Genomic DNA, 12994 nt, shown 5'->3' on the forward strand with positions numbered 1-12994 from the left:
ATCTGGTTTCTTAGCAAAGCTATGCTAAACCTAACGTATTGATTTTAACATGCAGCACACTCTAACAGTCATACAATTAGAGCAAATCACACATTAAAGCCAATCGTTATCACGGCAAATTAACGAGTACGTGTAGTCACTTCGTCTGCAGTGAAAAAGTAAGCAATTTCACGGTTTGCAGATTCTACTGAGTCTGAACCATGCGCAGCATTTTCATCAATGCTGGTTGCGAAGTCAGCACGGATTGTGCCTGGTGCTGCTTCTTTAGGGTTGGTCGCACCCAAGATATCACGATGTGCAAGAACTGCATTTTCGCCTTCAAGTACAGAAACCAATACTGGACCTGAAGTCATGAATGCAACTAAATCACCGAAGAAACCGCGTTCTTTGTGTTCTGCGTAGAAACCTTCTGCATCTGCTTTAGACAGTTGTTTCATTTTTGCTGCAACAATTTTCAAGCCGCCTTTTTCAAAACGTGCATAGATGTCGCCAATGTGGTTTTTGCCAACTGCGTCTGGTTTAACGATAGACAGGGTACGTTCGATTGCCATGCTGCAATATTCCTTAAGTAGGGGTTGAGTAGATAAAGCTAAAAAGTCAGGCGCGTATTATACCGACGCCTAGGCACAAAGATAGGGCATGTTTTGTTTTACAGTTTTTTATCTGACCAAAACTAAGATCAAATCAGCACAATAGTCACTGTAGACTGCAAAATAATGACGATCCGCACAAAGATGAATTAATCAACTTCATCCAGCCACTGCATTTGAATCGCTTCAAGGATTTTTTCATTAGAACGATTGGGGTCATCTTGAAAATCAGGTAACTCGCGTACCCAGCGATGTAAATCGGTAAAACGAATGGTTTTTGGATCAACATCAGGATGAGCATCGATCAGTGCTAAAGCGATATCCAGTGAATCAGTCCAACGTAACGGCATGATTTATTTCCAAGCTAAAGTTCAATGGCGGAACTTTAGCAGGTTTTCTGTTTTTTTAAAGTATTAAGACTGCCCGTTCGCATCCAATACCTGTCGGCTTTTTAGGCGGACAAGCATTTTGGGACTTGATCATAACTAATTATCTCGCCATTTTAATGCGATAAAAAATCCACATGAGCAGCAGCCAAAATGGCATGACATAGACCGATATCGCCACACCGGGAATCTGAGTCATGATTCCGAGGATCAGCACCACAAATGCCAGACATAAATAATTTGTCCACGGATACCAAAATGCCTTGAAGTGCGGAGTGATGTTTTCACGATTCTTAGCTGCGCGAAATTTTAGATGCGCCAAACTGATCATCGCCCAATTGATCACTAATGCCGCCACAACCAGTGACATCAACAGCTCCAGTGCTCGCTCTGGAATCGTATAATTGACCAGTACACAGACAAAAGTCATGAGTGCAGAGACACCGATGGCCAGTGCAGGAACACCACGACGATTAACATGCAAAAATGCTTTAGGCGCATCACCTTGTACTGCCAATCCATACAGCATCCGGCTATTGCAATACACGCAGCTGTTATAGACCGACAATGCCGCAGTTAACACCACAAAATTAAGAATATTAGCCGCCAGATCACTGCCAATGATTGAAAAGATACTGACAAACGGGCTACTTAAATAATTATCGCCACCCGCAGACAGGCTTAATAACAATTGATCCCATGGCCGCAAAGACAACAATACAATCAAAGCGCCAATATAAAAAATCAAAATTCGTAAAACGAGTTGGTTAATCGCTTTGGGAATCACTTTCCTCGGTTCGGAAGCTTCAGCTGCAGTAATCCCCACCAGTTCTAACCCACCAAAGGAAAACATGATCAAGGCCAATGCCATCAAAAGACCATGCCACCCATTGGGTAAGAAACCGCCGTGCTGCCATAAGTTACTAAAAGAAGCCTGAGGCCCACCGACTCCACTCAACAACAGATAACCACCCAAGATAATCATGCCAACAATTGCGGCGACTTTAATAATTGCAAACCAGAACTCCGACTCGCCAAACCAACTGACCCGCGTCAAATTAATCAAATTAATCAATACAAAGAAAACGGCAGCTGTTGCCCACGTCGGAATATCAGGCCACCAATAATGGATATACTTACCCACCGCGGTTAGCTCCGACATCCCCACTAACACATACAATACCCAATAATTCCAGCCCGAAAGAAATCCGGCAAAACCGCCCCAATACTTATGTGCAAAATGGCTAAATGAACCCGCTACAGGCTCTTCAACAATCATTTCACCAAGCTGGCGCATGATCAGGAAGGCGATCAAACCTCCAATGGCATAGCCCAAAATCATGGCTGGGCCGGCCATTTTAAGTACACCAGCAGAACCTAAAAAGAGCCCAGTCCCTATGGCACCACCCAACGCAATGAGTTGGATATGGCGATTTTTCAAGCCCCGGTTTAAGGACATTTCCGTTGGGTTATTCATATAGTGGAATCACAAGTTAATCTTGACGGTATCATAAAGGGAAAACGAGATCATAAGGCGTGTTAGCGTAAAAATCAGATATGCCTAAAACCCTTGTATGGGGATCATTGAATGAGAATATCATGCAGAAATCACTTAGGTAGATAACCTAAGCAAGAATTAGACCGATTGGATTAAACAACAAAGCTGCTTACCAGTCGAGACTTTTTAATGCCGCGCCAGACCCAATGAACCTGACTGTCTTCAAAACGATCACCATCAAACCACAGAAATACGCCCTCCATCATTTCCGGCCAATCTTCTGAAGTAATCTCAGGCTCGTCTTGCATGACCGCTAAAAATGCCGCCAAAATCGTATCATGGCTTACTGCAAGCAAAACGCTATTTTCGGCACTGGGCAAGTAGTCATACAGCAGACTCAAAATATCCAATACACCTTGGGCAGGTTGTTTCATGCCCTCGACTTGCTTGGATAAAAATGCATTAATAAACTTAAGAGCACCGTATTGGCGAAAGACTGCACTTAAGCGCGCGGCATCAAGGACAAAACTTCCAGGCTCAACAAGGAGTGTGGTTTCAATAATATCAGTACGATTCTGTTCATTTTCGTCCAGACTCCCCCCTAGCATGCGCAGCGCAGTATCCACGCAGCGCCCGATAGGACTGGATAAACACGCACGAAACTCTCGCCCCGTCCACGTACACAGATACTCCCCCCACGCATACGCAAGCTCCCGCCCAACTTCAGTCAGAGGGAGGGCATAACTTGCAAACCCCTGCCCATCAGCCGCGACACGGAGCGAGTGGCGGGTCAGCAGCACAATCGGCTGCGCGGCAGGGAGTTGCGCAAGACTCGCATGCATGGATACAGGGAGATGCGTCAGTGTTTGGGTGAGTTCATCAGACATACGATATTCTAACACGCCACAACTCGTTCGTAGATCACTTGATCGCCTATCTTTATCTGATCGTCGCTTGCTAAAAAAATTCTAACTGCTCAGTCTGCTTAACCAGATCATTAAAAATATCTGCCGAAGATGTCGCAGTACCCTTATAAACAGACTGTCCCGACCAAAGGTTAGTGAACTGAGCATTATTTTGCTTTTGTGACTCAGCTCGAAGTGCCGTTGTCAAACTATTCTGGATGGGATACTGAGGAATAATACGACCCGATTGCTGAACCTCAGCATCTACTTCACGCATAAATTCATTTTGAATTCCTCGCGCAAAACGCCCTGAAAAAGTCCGCGTCAGCACAGTATCGGTGTCTTTTGCAACCTTCAATGCGGCTTTATAGTCAGGTATTGCACAGCTCTCGCTACTTGCAATAAAAGCCGTACCGATCTGTACCGCAGAAGCCCCTAAAATAAATGCCGCTTGTATGGTTCGGCCATCATTAATTCCCCCAGAAGCCAGAACCGGGATGGAGACTTGATCAACCATTTGCGGAATGAGCGCTATAGAGCCAATCTGCGGTAGCTCCCCGTCTGCCAAAAAACTTCCCCGATGTCCGCCCGCCTCAATACCTTGTGCAGTAATTGCATCGACACCTTTTTGTTCTAAAATTTGCGCTTCTTTAACACACGTTGCCGTACCGATTAGAACCACGCCTTTTTCTTTAAACGATGCAATAACTTCATCTGCCAAAATACCAAACGTAAAACTCACGATTGGAATCTGTTCATCCAATAACACTTGTACCTGATCGCGGTATGAATAAAATTTAAAATCCCCAATGGGCTGACTTTGGAATGCAATACTGTGTTTCTCAGCCAACTCGTCTAAATAGTCCGCGATGCTTTGTGCATGACAAAATGCTGAGGCGTCTGTTGGTATATCATGGGCAAAAAGATTAACCGCAAAAGGTCGTTGGGTCAGGGACTTGGTTTTTTGAATGAGGGCTAATGTTTTCTCGGGGGACAAGCCACCAACAGGTAATGAGCCTAAACCTCCAAGATTTGAAATGGCAGCGACCATTTCAGGCGTAGTGACACCCAGCATGGGGGCTTGAATGATCGGATAAGTAATGCCTAATAATTGTGTTAACCCATTTTGCCAATTCATAATCCACTCCATGCCTCAGACGTATTCGATTTATCACAGGTCTTTAACTTTAGTGTTTAGATCATCCAATAATTATCGACCTAAAAAATAATAATCGATTCCTATCCCCAAACCTCATTCCAAAAATAAATAATGAATATGGATCGTAACCATAGAAAAACAGCAAAACTTCCGGATAGAAAGATTGCTGTTTTAATGTGGTTAAGACAAATCAGCTGTAGATATTAAGGCGCTCATAAATACAGAGGAGATTTACTCTTTATCATAGGAAAACTGAATGCCTGCTGTTCCCCCCGTTTCAATAAAAAGTTTGATAAAGTCTGGAACAGTTTTTGAACGCGCCCAATCGCGCTGCAACTCACAAAACAACTGCGCCACACTGATCATTCTGCCACCTGCCTGCTCGATACGGCGCAACGCCGCCTCATGCGCGGCAGAAGAAGTCCCGCCTACAGCATCTACCACTACATAAACTTCATAGCCTTCGCTTAAGGCGTCTAATGCAGGAAACGTTAAACACGCTTCGGTCCATAAAGCGGTCATAATCAATTTTTTACGACCTGTTGCCTCAACCGCTTGACGAAACTCCACATCCTCCCATGAGTTGATGGTGGTTCGATCATAGGTTGGATAATCTCCCAGCACTTTACGCAATTGTGGGATAGGTGGCTTATTTAAGCCGGTTTTAACATTGACGGTCGAATGAACAATCGGAAGGCCATATGCAATTGCTGCTTTCGCGGTGCCAACAATATTATTAATCAATAACTGGCGATCCATTGAAGCAATAGAATTCACTTGTACAGGTTGATAATCAATAATGATGAATGCTGAATTTTCAGGCGTGAGTAAATGATCTTTCAATGGATCACGAATGGTTTCGCTGGTCATGTCAATTTCCTATGCTTAAATATCGTTTAAATTCACAGCATGCACCTATCATTAAAATTAACGCTTACAAACCATGCATATCAACTGTGAATAACGACTTAAAAAGTTTAAATGAAAACAATATTGAGTAGGGTTATACGCCTAATCTCAACACAATGAGCATACTTTTCAGAACAATAACTTGAGTAGTAACCACTTATGACCTTAAGTGTCCTACTTATAGAACGTAAATGCGGCATAGAACATGCTTTACGATCCGTTGTCATTTTTATAACTAACCCATACTTAGAAGCAATAAAATCGTTGAAATGACTTAAAATCAATCAATCCATATGTTGAGATTTTTTGGGTATAATATCGTTCACTCACTTCACCTTACTCATCCAAAAGTATTCCATTGACCCAACAACTTAAATACCTCAATCACTACCCGGCTCATCTTCAGGATCAAATCAGACTAATGCTGAATGAGGATAAGCTAGGGCATTACTTGCAAAAAAAATATGCAGAATCGCATCAGATTCAAACTGATAAGGCACTTTATGGTTACGCCTTAGAGCTCAAACAAACCTTTCTGAAGAATGCTGCGGCGATCGATAAAGTGATCTTCGACAATCATCTGACCGTCGATCATCATGCATTGGGTTTGAATACTGCGATTAGTCGTGTACAGGGTGGCAAGCTGAAAGCAAAAAAAGAAATACGCATTGCAGCGTTATTCAAAAATACACCTGCCGCATTTCTTCGCATGATCGTGGTTCACGAACTGGCTCATCTCAAAGAACGCGACCACAACAAAGCCTTCTATCAATTGTGTGAGCACATGCTACCCGACTATCATCAATTGGAATTTGATCTCAGGGTCTACCTCACCTACCGCGATGCCACAAAAAATAAACCCTCAATATCTTCATAATATTGAGGGTTGCATGCTGGTATGAAATGTTAGCGCCAGTAATCATCCGGTGGCGGTGGTAAAGCCGCCAATGCAGAGCGCATGCTGTCTGACCACTGCTGTCTAATCATAGAGAAATAAGGATCGTTTTCAGTCAAACGACGACCTTCAGGGAAATCAAAACTGTCGTTTTTGTAAACCACTAAATCCAGCGGCGTGCCCACAGAAAGATTCGAACGAATGGTCGAATCAAAAGAAATTAAAGCACAGCGCAACGCTTTATCCAGCGGAGAATCATAACTTAGAGCACGATCTAGAATTGGCTTACCGTATTTGCTCTCACCGATCTGGAAATAGGGAGTATCTGATGTCGCAGCGATAAAGTTACCTTGCGGATAAATGCTATATAACTCTGTCGGTTGCCCTTTGATCTGACCACCGAGTAGGATGGAGCTTGAAAACTCGAGTTCATCAGTACCCGCTAGGACAGAAGCCGAACTTTTCATAATACTGGTCAAATACTGCCCAACCAAGCCTGCTGCATCAAAAATAGTTGAAACGTTATTTAAGTGCGTGCCAATATCCGCTTGGATACTATGAAATAACTTGGTCACCACTGCTTGCGATGTCGCCAGATTTCCAGAACTCTGGATCACAATCATCCGTTCGCCAGGCACGCCAAAGCGATGCAACTTACGGAACGTTGCAATATGATCCATCCCTGCATTAGTTCTTGAATCACTGACAAAAATTAAACCTTCTTTCAGTCGCATAGCAACGCAATACGTCATTTCATACCCCACCAAATCGCTCAAGCAATACAGCTACAACATCACTCATAAAGACAAAAAGACCAGATCATGCATCTTTCCAGATATGGTCATTTTAATACATTATGGGGGTCTTTAGGGCATTAACTTGCCAAGACTTGCACCATCGCACTCAGACTTTCATTGCCCCCGCCCTGGCGGATACCGCGTACAGGTGCAGCATCCAAATAATCACGACCAACTGCTGTCTGAATATGCTGCCTTGGTGTAAAGATCTGATTACTGATGTCAAATAGATACCAACGCCCATCCAATAACACCTCCGCCCAAGCATGGCTCGCCATATGACTTGAGATCGGCGTATATAAATACCCTGAGACATAACGCGCAATCAAACCACGATCACGCACACACGCTAAGAATACATGGGTATGATCCTGACACACCCCGTGCCCCAGCATAAATGCTTCGCTGGCAGTTGTTCGTACCCCTGTTGCACCAGGGGTATAAGGCATCTTGGCGACAACCGCTTCAGCAAAAGCAATTAAACCGCTACGATCTAACGACTTCAGATGCTTCGCCGTAAATTCACGCATCGGCTCATCAATCAGAGTCATGTCCGTTGGGTGTAAAAAAATCTCAGGGGCAATACGTTCATCGACAATATAATCAGCGCTGTCATCAATCTCGATCTCGCCCTGCGCCAATAAAAATAAATCACGATGCGGTTGATCAAGATACAGGGTGGTCCATACATTGCCAAAGCCATCGGCTTGCTCCAGTGTCTTGCCCGGCAAAGATAACTGCCAGCTCAATACCTTCTGGTGGGCAATGGTTTGTGGGCTCATGCGAAGGTACTGCACACTACGGCGCACCATTTGGTCATAGCGATAAATGGTTTGGTGATTAACGATTAACTTCATACGCCATTCCTAAAAAGCTCTTGCACACGATCACTCAAATCATAAAACGCAACTCGATCATAGCGCTTGTTCAACAGCATGATCGGCTCTTTCAAACGCTGCCAACCGATGGGGAGTGCATCCAAAATATCACTCAGCGCCTTAATATCTACCGCTGGACTTTTAATCAGTCTTAGCGCGATATCGATACGCTCCACAGCCTCGCCCATTCGACAGAACAACTGCACCATATCACTTTCATACTTAAATGCTGACTGACAGTTCTGTAGCATGATATGCATGTCTTCAACAGACAAACGATTAAATCGGCCTAACGCATTAAACGCCTCAAAGGTCGGTGCCGTGAGTACGCCACGCGCCGCTTGAATATTTTGTTTAACGGCATCTAGATTTGAAGGCAGAGAACCCGATTGATTGGGATCGTGAATCAAGGCATTAAGCGTTTCTGCATTCCATGCAGGCAAACTGAAGGCATGTGCAAAGGCCTGAGCCTCACCATCATCCGTAAAAGGTAACAAATGGAACAAACCATCGACACGGACCAAATAGCGGCCCAACCAATAAAGATTGGATGCGGTTGATAGAGGTAAAATCATACGTCTGCTCCTGTTAGAGTGGCCGTTTCTTTCCCTAAATCAGCACCAGTATGAGTATCGGAATCAAGATCAATAACCCAAGTATCTTTAATACCACCTCCTTGAGATGAATTCACAACCAATGAACCCGCTGTGAGCGCAACACGCGTTAAACCACCGGGCGTCGTCCTGACTTGTGTTGGACTACTGAGTACGAATGGACGCAAATCAATATGGCGCGGTGCAACACCCTCCTCCACCAGTGTTGGACATACCGATAACGCCAGTGTTGGTTGTGCAATATAGGCATCGGGCTCAGCAATGAGCTTACGACGGAACTCCTCAAGCTGAGCTTTGCTCGCTTTAGGACCGATGAGCATGCCATAGCCTCCTGAACCTTGCGCCTCTTTCACGACCAGCTCAGGCAAGTGAGACAGCACATATTTGAGATCATCAGGTTTACGGCATTGCCATGTCGGCACATTGTGCAAAATCGGCTTTTCACCTAAGTAAAAATCAATCATATCCGTCACAAAAGGATAAACTGATTTGTCATCAGCAACACCAGTACCTGGCGCATTAGCCAGCGTCACATTGCCCGCACGGTAAGCAGACATCAGACCTGAAACGCCAAGCATGCTATCGGGTCTAAAAGCTAATGAATCAAGGAACGGATCATCAAGTCGACGATAGATGACATCCACTTTTTGTTTGCCTGCGACGCTGTTTAAGAAAACCTCCGCTCCATCTACAAACAAGTCTTGACCACTGACCAATGGCACACCCATTTCTCGAGCAAGAAAGGCATGCTCATAGTAAGCACTGTTGAAACGACCAGGTGTCAGCACCACAATCATTGGGTCTTCAACATGTGTTGATTCAATTAAAGTTTGCTTAAGTAATGCAGGATATTGTTCTACGCCCAGAATATTATTCTTGGCAAATAAACCGGGCATCAGCTGTTGACTGATAGAGCGCCCTTCAAGCATGTAAGACACCCCTGATGGGGTACGCAAGTTGTCCTCAAGAACGTAGTACATACCATCGCCATGACGCACCAAATCAATGCCACTGATATGGGCGTAAATCTGACCTGGTAAATCGACGTTGAGCATCCACGGCTGGAAACAATCATTCGCTAAAATCTGGGCAGCGGGAATAATACCAGCACGAATAATATCCTGCTTATGGTAAATATCATGCAAGAATGCATTGAGTGCACGGATACGCTGTGCACATCCCGCCTCCATGACACGCCATTCTTTTAACTCAATAATGCGGGGAATAATATCAAAAGGGATAACACGCTCAGTATTACTCGCGTCGGTATAGACAGTAAAAGTAATCCCTTTTTTATAAAAATTTTCCGTTGCTTCATGATTTAGCGCAACGACTTTATCTGCACTCTGCGACTCAATCCACTCAACGACCTCTTTATATGTCGGTCGAATCGATCCGTCGGTATAGCGCATTTCATTAAAGAACTCAGGGGCTTTATTGACTTCACCGATGAGATCATTTCCTGACTCATTCGAGGCTTGCACCTCTAGTGTGTCTTCCACACTTAAAAACGGAGAATTTCCCATAATGATTACGCCTCTTTAGAACATACAACTTAAATCATTATCAGAATGATGTACTGTTAACACTATGCAAAGTCAGTACCAGTCTTGACCTGTTATACCCCATTCTTGAGCAAAGACCGCGATGAAACACCAAATTTTACAAAGCATCGACGTTTCAAGGACGCCAAATCACGCAAAGATGTAGATGAGAGACGGGATGACATCACCATCAGGTCAATTAAATACCCGATAAAGATATCATGAAGAAAATGAACAATAGACTTGTTTAGAAAAGAAAAATTGATTAAAAAATCAATTTGCACCAAAACGGCGCAATAAAAATAATAGCGACGCACCAGACCCTGTGGTGCACCACCTAAACCGCACTGTTAAAGTACAATTTAGGATATCACGGGAGTAAACTCTTATTAAACAATGATCAATTGAATGCTCAATTAATCATGTAATTGAATAACACCTTCAAAAACTGTTGCTGTTGGACCGGTCATCCATACGACATCATTCGGACGCCAAGCAATCGTTAAGTCCCCACCCTGCAAATGAACCACAACCTCAGGATCAAGCAGACCCTGACGAATACCGCTGACAACTGCCGCACAAGCGCCTGTCCCACAAGCCAATGTCTCACCCGTTCCGCGCTCAAATACCCGTAAGCACACTTCACGACGACTGAGTACTTGCATGAAACCCACATTCACGCGCTCAGGAAAGCGTGCGTGCTTTTCAAGCAGTGGTCCCAGAGTCTCAACAGGCGCCTTCAAGATATCATCCACAACAATCACGGCATGGGGATTACCCATATTCACCACATCAAGCTGCACCTCACCCGTACCTACTTCCACTTGATACACAGCTGCGTCAGCTGGTGCAATAAACGGAATCTCTGTGGGATGAAACTTAGGCGCACCCATGTTAACGCGCACCCAGCCCTGTTCATTAATCTCTGGCTCAACAATGCCGCTTTTAGTCGATACACGAATCAATTTTTTACGGGTTAAGCCACGTTCGTGGACAAAACGCGCAAAACAACGCACACCATTACCACACTGCTCAACTTCGGAACCATCAGCATTGAAAATGCGATATTTAAAATCAACATCCGGTTGCTCAGGGGGTTCAACCAACAACAATTGATCAAAGCCAATCCCAAAATTACGATTGGCAAGGCCACGAATCAGCGCAGGATCTAGATTGACCTGTTGGCTGACTAAATCAATGACCATAAAATCATTACCCAATCCGTGCATTTTGCTAAATTCAACACGCATATTGGACTCCTCTTTCAATTGATGTTTGCGATAATTGTTTCGATAACTTTATTCGACAATCAGGGAACGAGAGACTCTAATGCCCATAGCTCATTCACAGTCTCACGTTGACGCACCACATAGGCTTGATCACCATCGACCATTACTTCTGCTGCACGTGCACGTGTATTGTAATTACTTGCCATGACAAAACCGTACGCTCCCGCACCCATGACCGCTAAAACATCACCCGCTTTAAGTGCAAGCTCTCGCTCTTTACCAATGAAATCGGTCGATTCACATACTGGACCCACCAAATCCCACACTTTGACGTCATCATGTCTAGGCTTTGCTACAGGCTGAATGTCCATCCACGCACTGTAAAGTGATGGGCGAATCAAATCATTCATTGCCGCATCCACAAGTGCAAAGTTGCGATAAGTCGTAGGCTTAAGCATATCAACCGTGGTTAACAACACACCCGCATTTGCACTAATCGCACGACCCGGCTCCATGTAGACCTTCAGTCCCAGTGCTTGTAGCGCAGGACGCAGCGCAGCCGCATATTCTGTCGGTGTTGGTGGCGTTTCATCACGATAGGTCACCCCTAAACCACCACCGATATCAATATGTTTGAGGGTAATACCTTGTGTCTTCAAGGTATTAATCATCTCAATAAGTTTATCAAGAGCATCATGAAACGGCGTTGTTGTCGTTAGCTGTGAACCAATATGACAATCAATCCCGACGACTTCAATCCCTTTAAGGCTGGCCGCAGTTGCATAGATCTCATACACCGTATCATTCGGAATCCCAAACTTATTCTCTTTTAAACCGGTAGAAATATAAGGATGTGTTTGTGCATCGACATCAGGATTCACACGCAATGAAACCGGAGCACGCAAACCTACACGCTGTGCAACTTGATCAATACGCGCAAGCTCTGCTGCTGATTCAACATTAAAGCAGGCAATACCCAGTTTCAATGCACGTTCAATTTCTTGCTCGGTTTTACCTAGACCGGAAAACACAATCTTTGCAGGCTCACCACCTGCCGCAAACACACGCTCAAGCTCACCACCGCTGACGATATCAAAACCTGCACCTAATTTAGCCAAAACACTGAGTACACCGATGTTTGAGTTAGACTTTACTGCAAAGCAAACTTGGTGATCGATAAAACTAAATGCCTGATCAAAAGCCAAATAATTCTCGGTTAAAGCTGCACGAGAATAGACATAAAGCGGAGTCGCATATTGAGCAGCTAAAGACCCCAGTGATAACTTTTCAACACATAACACACCATCGATACGGCTAAAACTCATGACGCACTTCCTACAACTGAACTTGCAGGAATATCTTTTACCGGCAGGGCTGGAACAGGCGCAGCCTCAGTTTTTTTATTCTCTTCAGACGCCGCATCAGAACCCAAAATAAAATGAGTTTTCTTGGCGTTTTGAGTAGTATTGGTATTGGGCAGATACAGTGCCCCTTTTTGACCACAACCCGCCAAAACGAGACAAGCAGCTAGAGCAGTCGTAATGACGACAACGTTACCATGAGACATAAAAGACATCCTAAAACACGTTC

The 12994-nt window shown here is 44.4% G+C and carries 13 protein-coding genes and 1 pseudogene; 1 reads left to right on the top strand and 13 read right to left on the bottom strand.

Annotated elements, in window-relative coordinates; genetic code table 11:
* Positions 1-119: 119 nt before the first annotated feature.
* The 6 genes from ndk to ACLHG7_RS01300 form a co-directional block, all read right to left on the bottom strand.
* Positions 120-551: a nucleoside-diphosphate kinase gene (gene ndk, locus ACLHG7_RS01275; protein WP_114899139.1), complete on the bottom strand. Its 432-nt coding sequence runs from the start codon at positions 549-551 to the stop codon at positions 120-122.
* Positions 552-739: 188 nt separating this feature from the next.
* Positions 740-940 (bottom strand): Fe-S cluster assembly protein IscX, encoded by a 201-nt coding sequence (iscX, locus tag ACLHG7_RS01280; RefSeq protein ID WP_114899140.1) that lies wholly within the window; start codon positions 938-940, stop codon positions 740-742.
* A gap of 139 nt (positions 941-1079) precedes the next feature.
* The gene (locus tag ACLHG7_RS01285; RefSeq protein WP_410209272.1) at positions 1080-2453 is read right to left on the bottom strand and encodes an amino acid permease; all 1374 of its coding nucleotides are present in this window, start codon (positions 2451-2453) and stop codon (positions 1080-1082) included.
* A 173-nt stretch (positions 2454-2626) separates the two neighbouring features.
* The gene (locus ACLHG7_RS01290; RefSeq protein ID WP_410209273.1) at positions 2627-3361 is read right to left on the bottom strand and encodes a histidine phosphatase family protein; all 735 of its coding nucleotides are present in this window, start codon (positions 3359-3361) and stop codon (positions 2627-2629) included.
* A 70-nt stretch (positions 3362-3431) separates the two neighbouring features.
* On the bottom strand, positions 3432-4517 hold the full coding sequence (locus ACLHG7_RS01295; protein WP_410209274.1) for an NAD(P)H-dependent flavin oxidoreductase: 1086 nt from the start codon (positions 4515-4517) through the stop codon (positions 3432-3434).
* 252 nt (positions 4518-4769) lie between these two features.
* Positions 4770-5408 carry a hydrolase gene (locus tag ACLHG7_RS01300; RefSeq protein ID WP_410209275.1) on the bottom strand — a complete coding sequence of 213 codons (639 nt, stop codon included), beginning with the start codon at positions 5406-5408 and terminating at the stop codon, positions 4770-4772.
* Positions 5409-5868: 460 nt separating this feature from the next.
* On the opposite strand from ACLHG7_RS01300, the gene ACLHG7_RS01305 reads away from it, so the two are divergent.
* Positions 5869-6324 carry a YgjP-like metallopeptidase domain-containing protein gene (locus ACLHG7_RS01305; protein WP_410209276.1) on the top strand — a complete coding sequence of 152 codons (456 nt, stop codon included), beginning with the start codon at positions 5869-5871 and terminating at the stop codon, positions 6322-6324.
* A gap of 29 nt (positions 6325-6353) precedes the next feature.
* Here the strand turns inward: ACLHG7_RS01305 and ACLHG7_RS01310 are convergent, their stop codons facing one another.
* The 7 genes and pseudogenes from ACLHG7_RS01310 to lptM form a co-directional block, all read right to left on the bottom strand.
* Entirely contained in the window at positions 6354-7094 is a 741-nt protein-coding gene (locus ACLHG7_RS01310; protein WP_114899144.1) for a proteasome-type protease, read from the bottom strand.
* A gap of 122 nt (positions 7095-7216) precedes the next feature.
* Positions 7217-7996, bottom strand: a complete 780-nt coding sequence (locus ACLHG7_RS01315; protein WP_410209277.1) for a transglutaminase N-terminal domain-containing protein — start codon at positions 7994-7996, stop codon at positions 7217-7219.
* Complete coding sequence (locus ACLHG7_RS01320; protein ID WP_410209278.1) at positions 7993-8592, bottom strand: alpha-E domain-containing protein; 600 nt, start codon at positions 8590-8592, stop codon at positions 7993-7995. The genes ACLHG7_RS01315 and ACLHG7_RS01320 overlap by 4 nt, the downstream gene beginning before the upstream one ends.
* Before the next feature lie 68 nt (positions 8593-8660).
* Positions 8661-10157, bottom strand: a pseudogene (locus tag ACLHG7_RS01325) (circularly permuted type 2 ATP-grasp protein); the annotation flags it as partial.
* A gap of 434 nt (positions 10158-10591) precedes the next feature.
* Positions 10592-11425, bottom strand: coding sequence for a diaminopimelate epimerase (dapF, locus tag ACLHG7_RS01330; protein ID WP_410209279.1), 834 nt, complete (start codon positions 11423-11425; stop codon positions 10592-10594).
* Positions 11426-11484: 59 nt separating this feature from the next.
* A complete protein-coding gene (lysA, locus tag ACLHG7_RS01335) occupies positions 11485-12729 on the bottom strand; it encodes a diaminopimelate decarboxylase (protein ID WP_410209280.1) in 1245 nt (414 codons plus the stop codon).
* A complete protein-coding gene (gene lptM, locus ACLHG7_RS01340; RefSeq protein WP_410209281.1) occupies positions 12726-12971 on the bottom strand; it encodes an LPS translocon maturation chaperone LptM in 246 nt (81 codons plus the stop codon). The genes lysA and lptM overlap by 4 nt, the downstream gene beginning before the upstream one ends.
* Positions 12972-12994 lie beyond the last annotated feature (23 nt).

The organism is Aquirhabdus sp. (assembly GCF_046462495.1).
GTDB lineage: Bacteria > Pseudomonadota > Gammaproteobacteria > Pseudomonadales > Moraxellaceae > Aquirhabdus.

Excerpts from the sequence above, each read along its gene's own strand:
- ndk (WP_114899139.1), bottom strand. The coding sequence starts at position 551 with ATGGCAATCGAACGTACCCTGTCTATCGTTAAACCAGACGCAGTTGGC.
- iscX (WP_114899140.1), bottom strand. The coding sequence starts at position 940 with ATGCCGTTACGTTGGACTGATTCACTGGATATCGCTTTAGCACTGATC.
- ACLHG7_RS01285 (WP_410209272.1), bottom strand. The coding sequence starts at position 2,453 with ATGAATAACCCAACGGAAATGTCCTTAAACCGGGGCTTGAAAAATCGC.
- ACLHG7_RS01290 (WP_410209273.1), bottom strand. The coding sequence starts at position 3,361 with ATGTCTGATGAACTCACCCAAACACTGACGCATCTCCCTGTATCCATG.
- ACLHG7_RS01295 (WP_410209274.1), bottom strand. The coding sequence starts at position 4,517 with ATGAATTGGCAAAATGGGTTAACACAATTATTAGGCATTACTTATCCG.
- ACLHG7_RS01300 (WP_410209275.1), bottom strand. The coding sequence starts at position 5,408 with ATGACCAGCGAAACCATTCGTGATCCATTGAAAGATCATTTACTCACG.
- ACLHG7_RS01305 (WP_410209276.1), top strand. The coding sequence starts at position 5,869 with ATGCTGAATGAGGATAAGCTAGGGCATTACTTGCAAAAAAAATATGCA.
- ACLHG7_RS01310 (WP_114899144.1), bottom strand. The coding sequence starts at position 7,094 with ATGACGTATTGCGTTGCTATGCGACTGAAAGAAGGTTTAATTTTTGTC.
- ACLHG7_RS01315 (WP_410209277.1), bottom strand. The coding sequence starts at position 7,996 with ATGAAGTTAATCGTTAATCACCAAACCATTTATCGCTATGACCAAATG.
- ACLHG7_RS01320 (WP_410209278.1), bottom strand. The coding sequence starts at position 8,592 with ATGATTTTACCTCTATCAACCGCATCCAATCTTTATTGGTTGGGCCGC.
- dapF (WP_410209279.1), bottom strand. The coding sequence starts at position 11,425 with ATGCGTGTTGAATTTAGCAAAATGCACGGATTGGGTAATGATTTTATG.
- lysA (WP_410209280.1), bottom strand. The coding sequence starts at position 12,729 with ATGAGTTTTAGCCGTATCGATGGTGTGTTATGTGTTGAAAAGTTATCA.
- lptM (WP_410209281.1), bottom strand. The coding sequence starts at position 12,971 with ATGTCTCATGGTAACGTTGTCGTCATTACGACTGCTCTAGCTGCTTGT.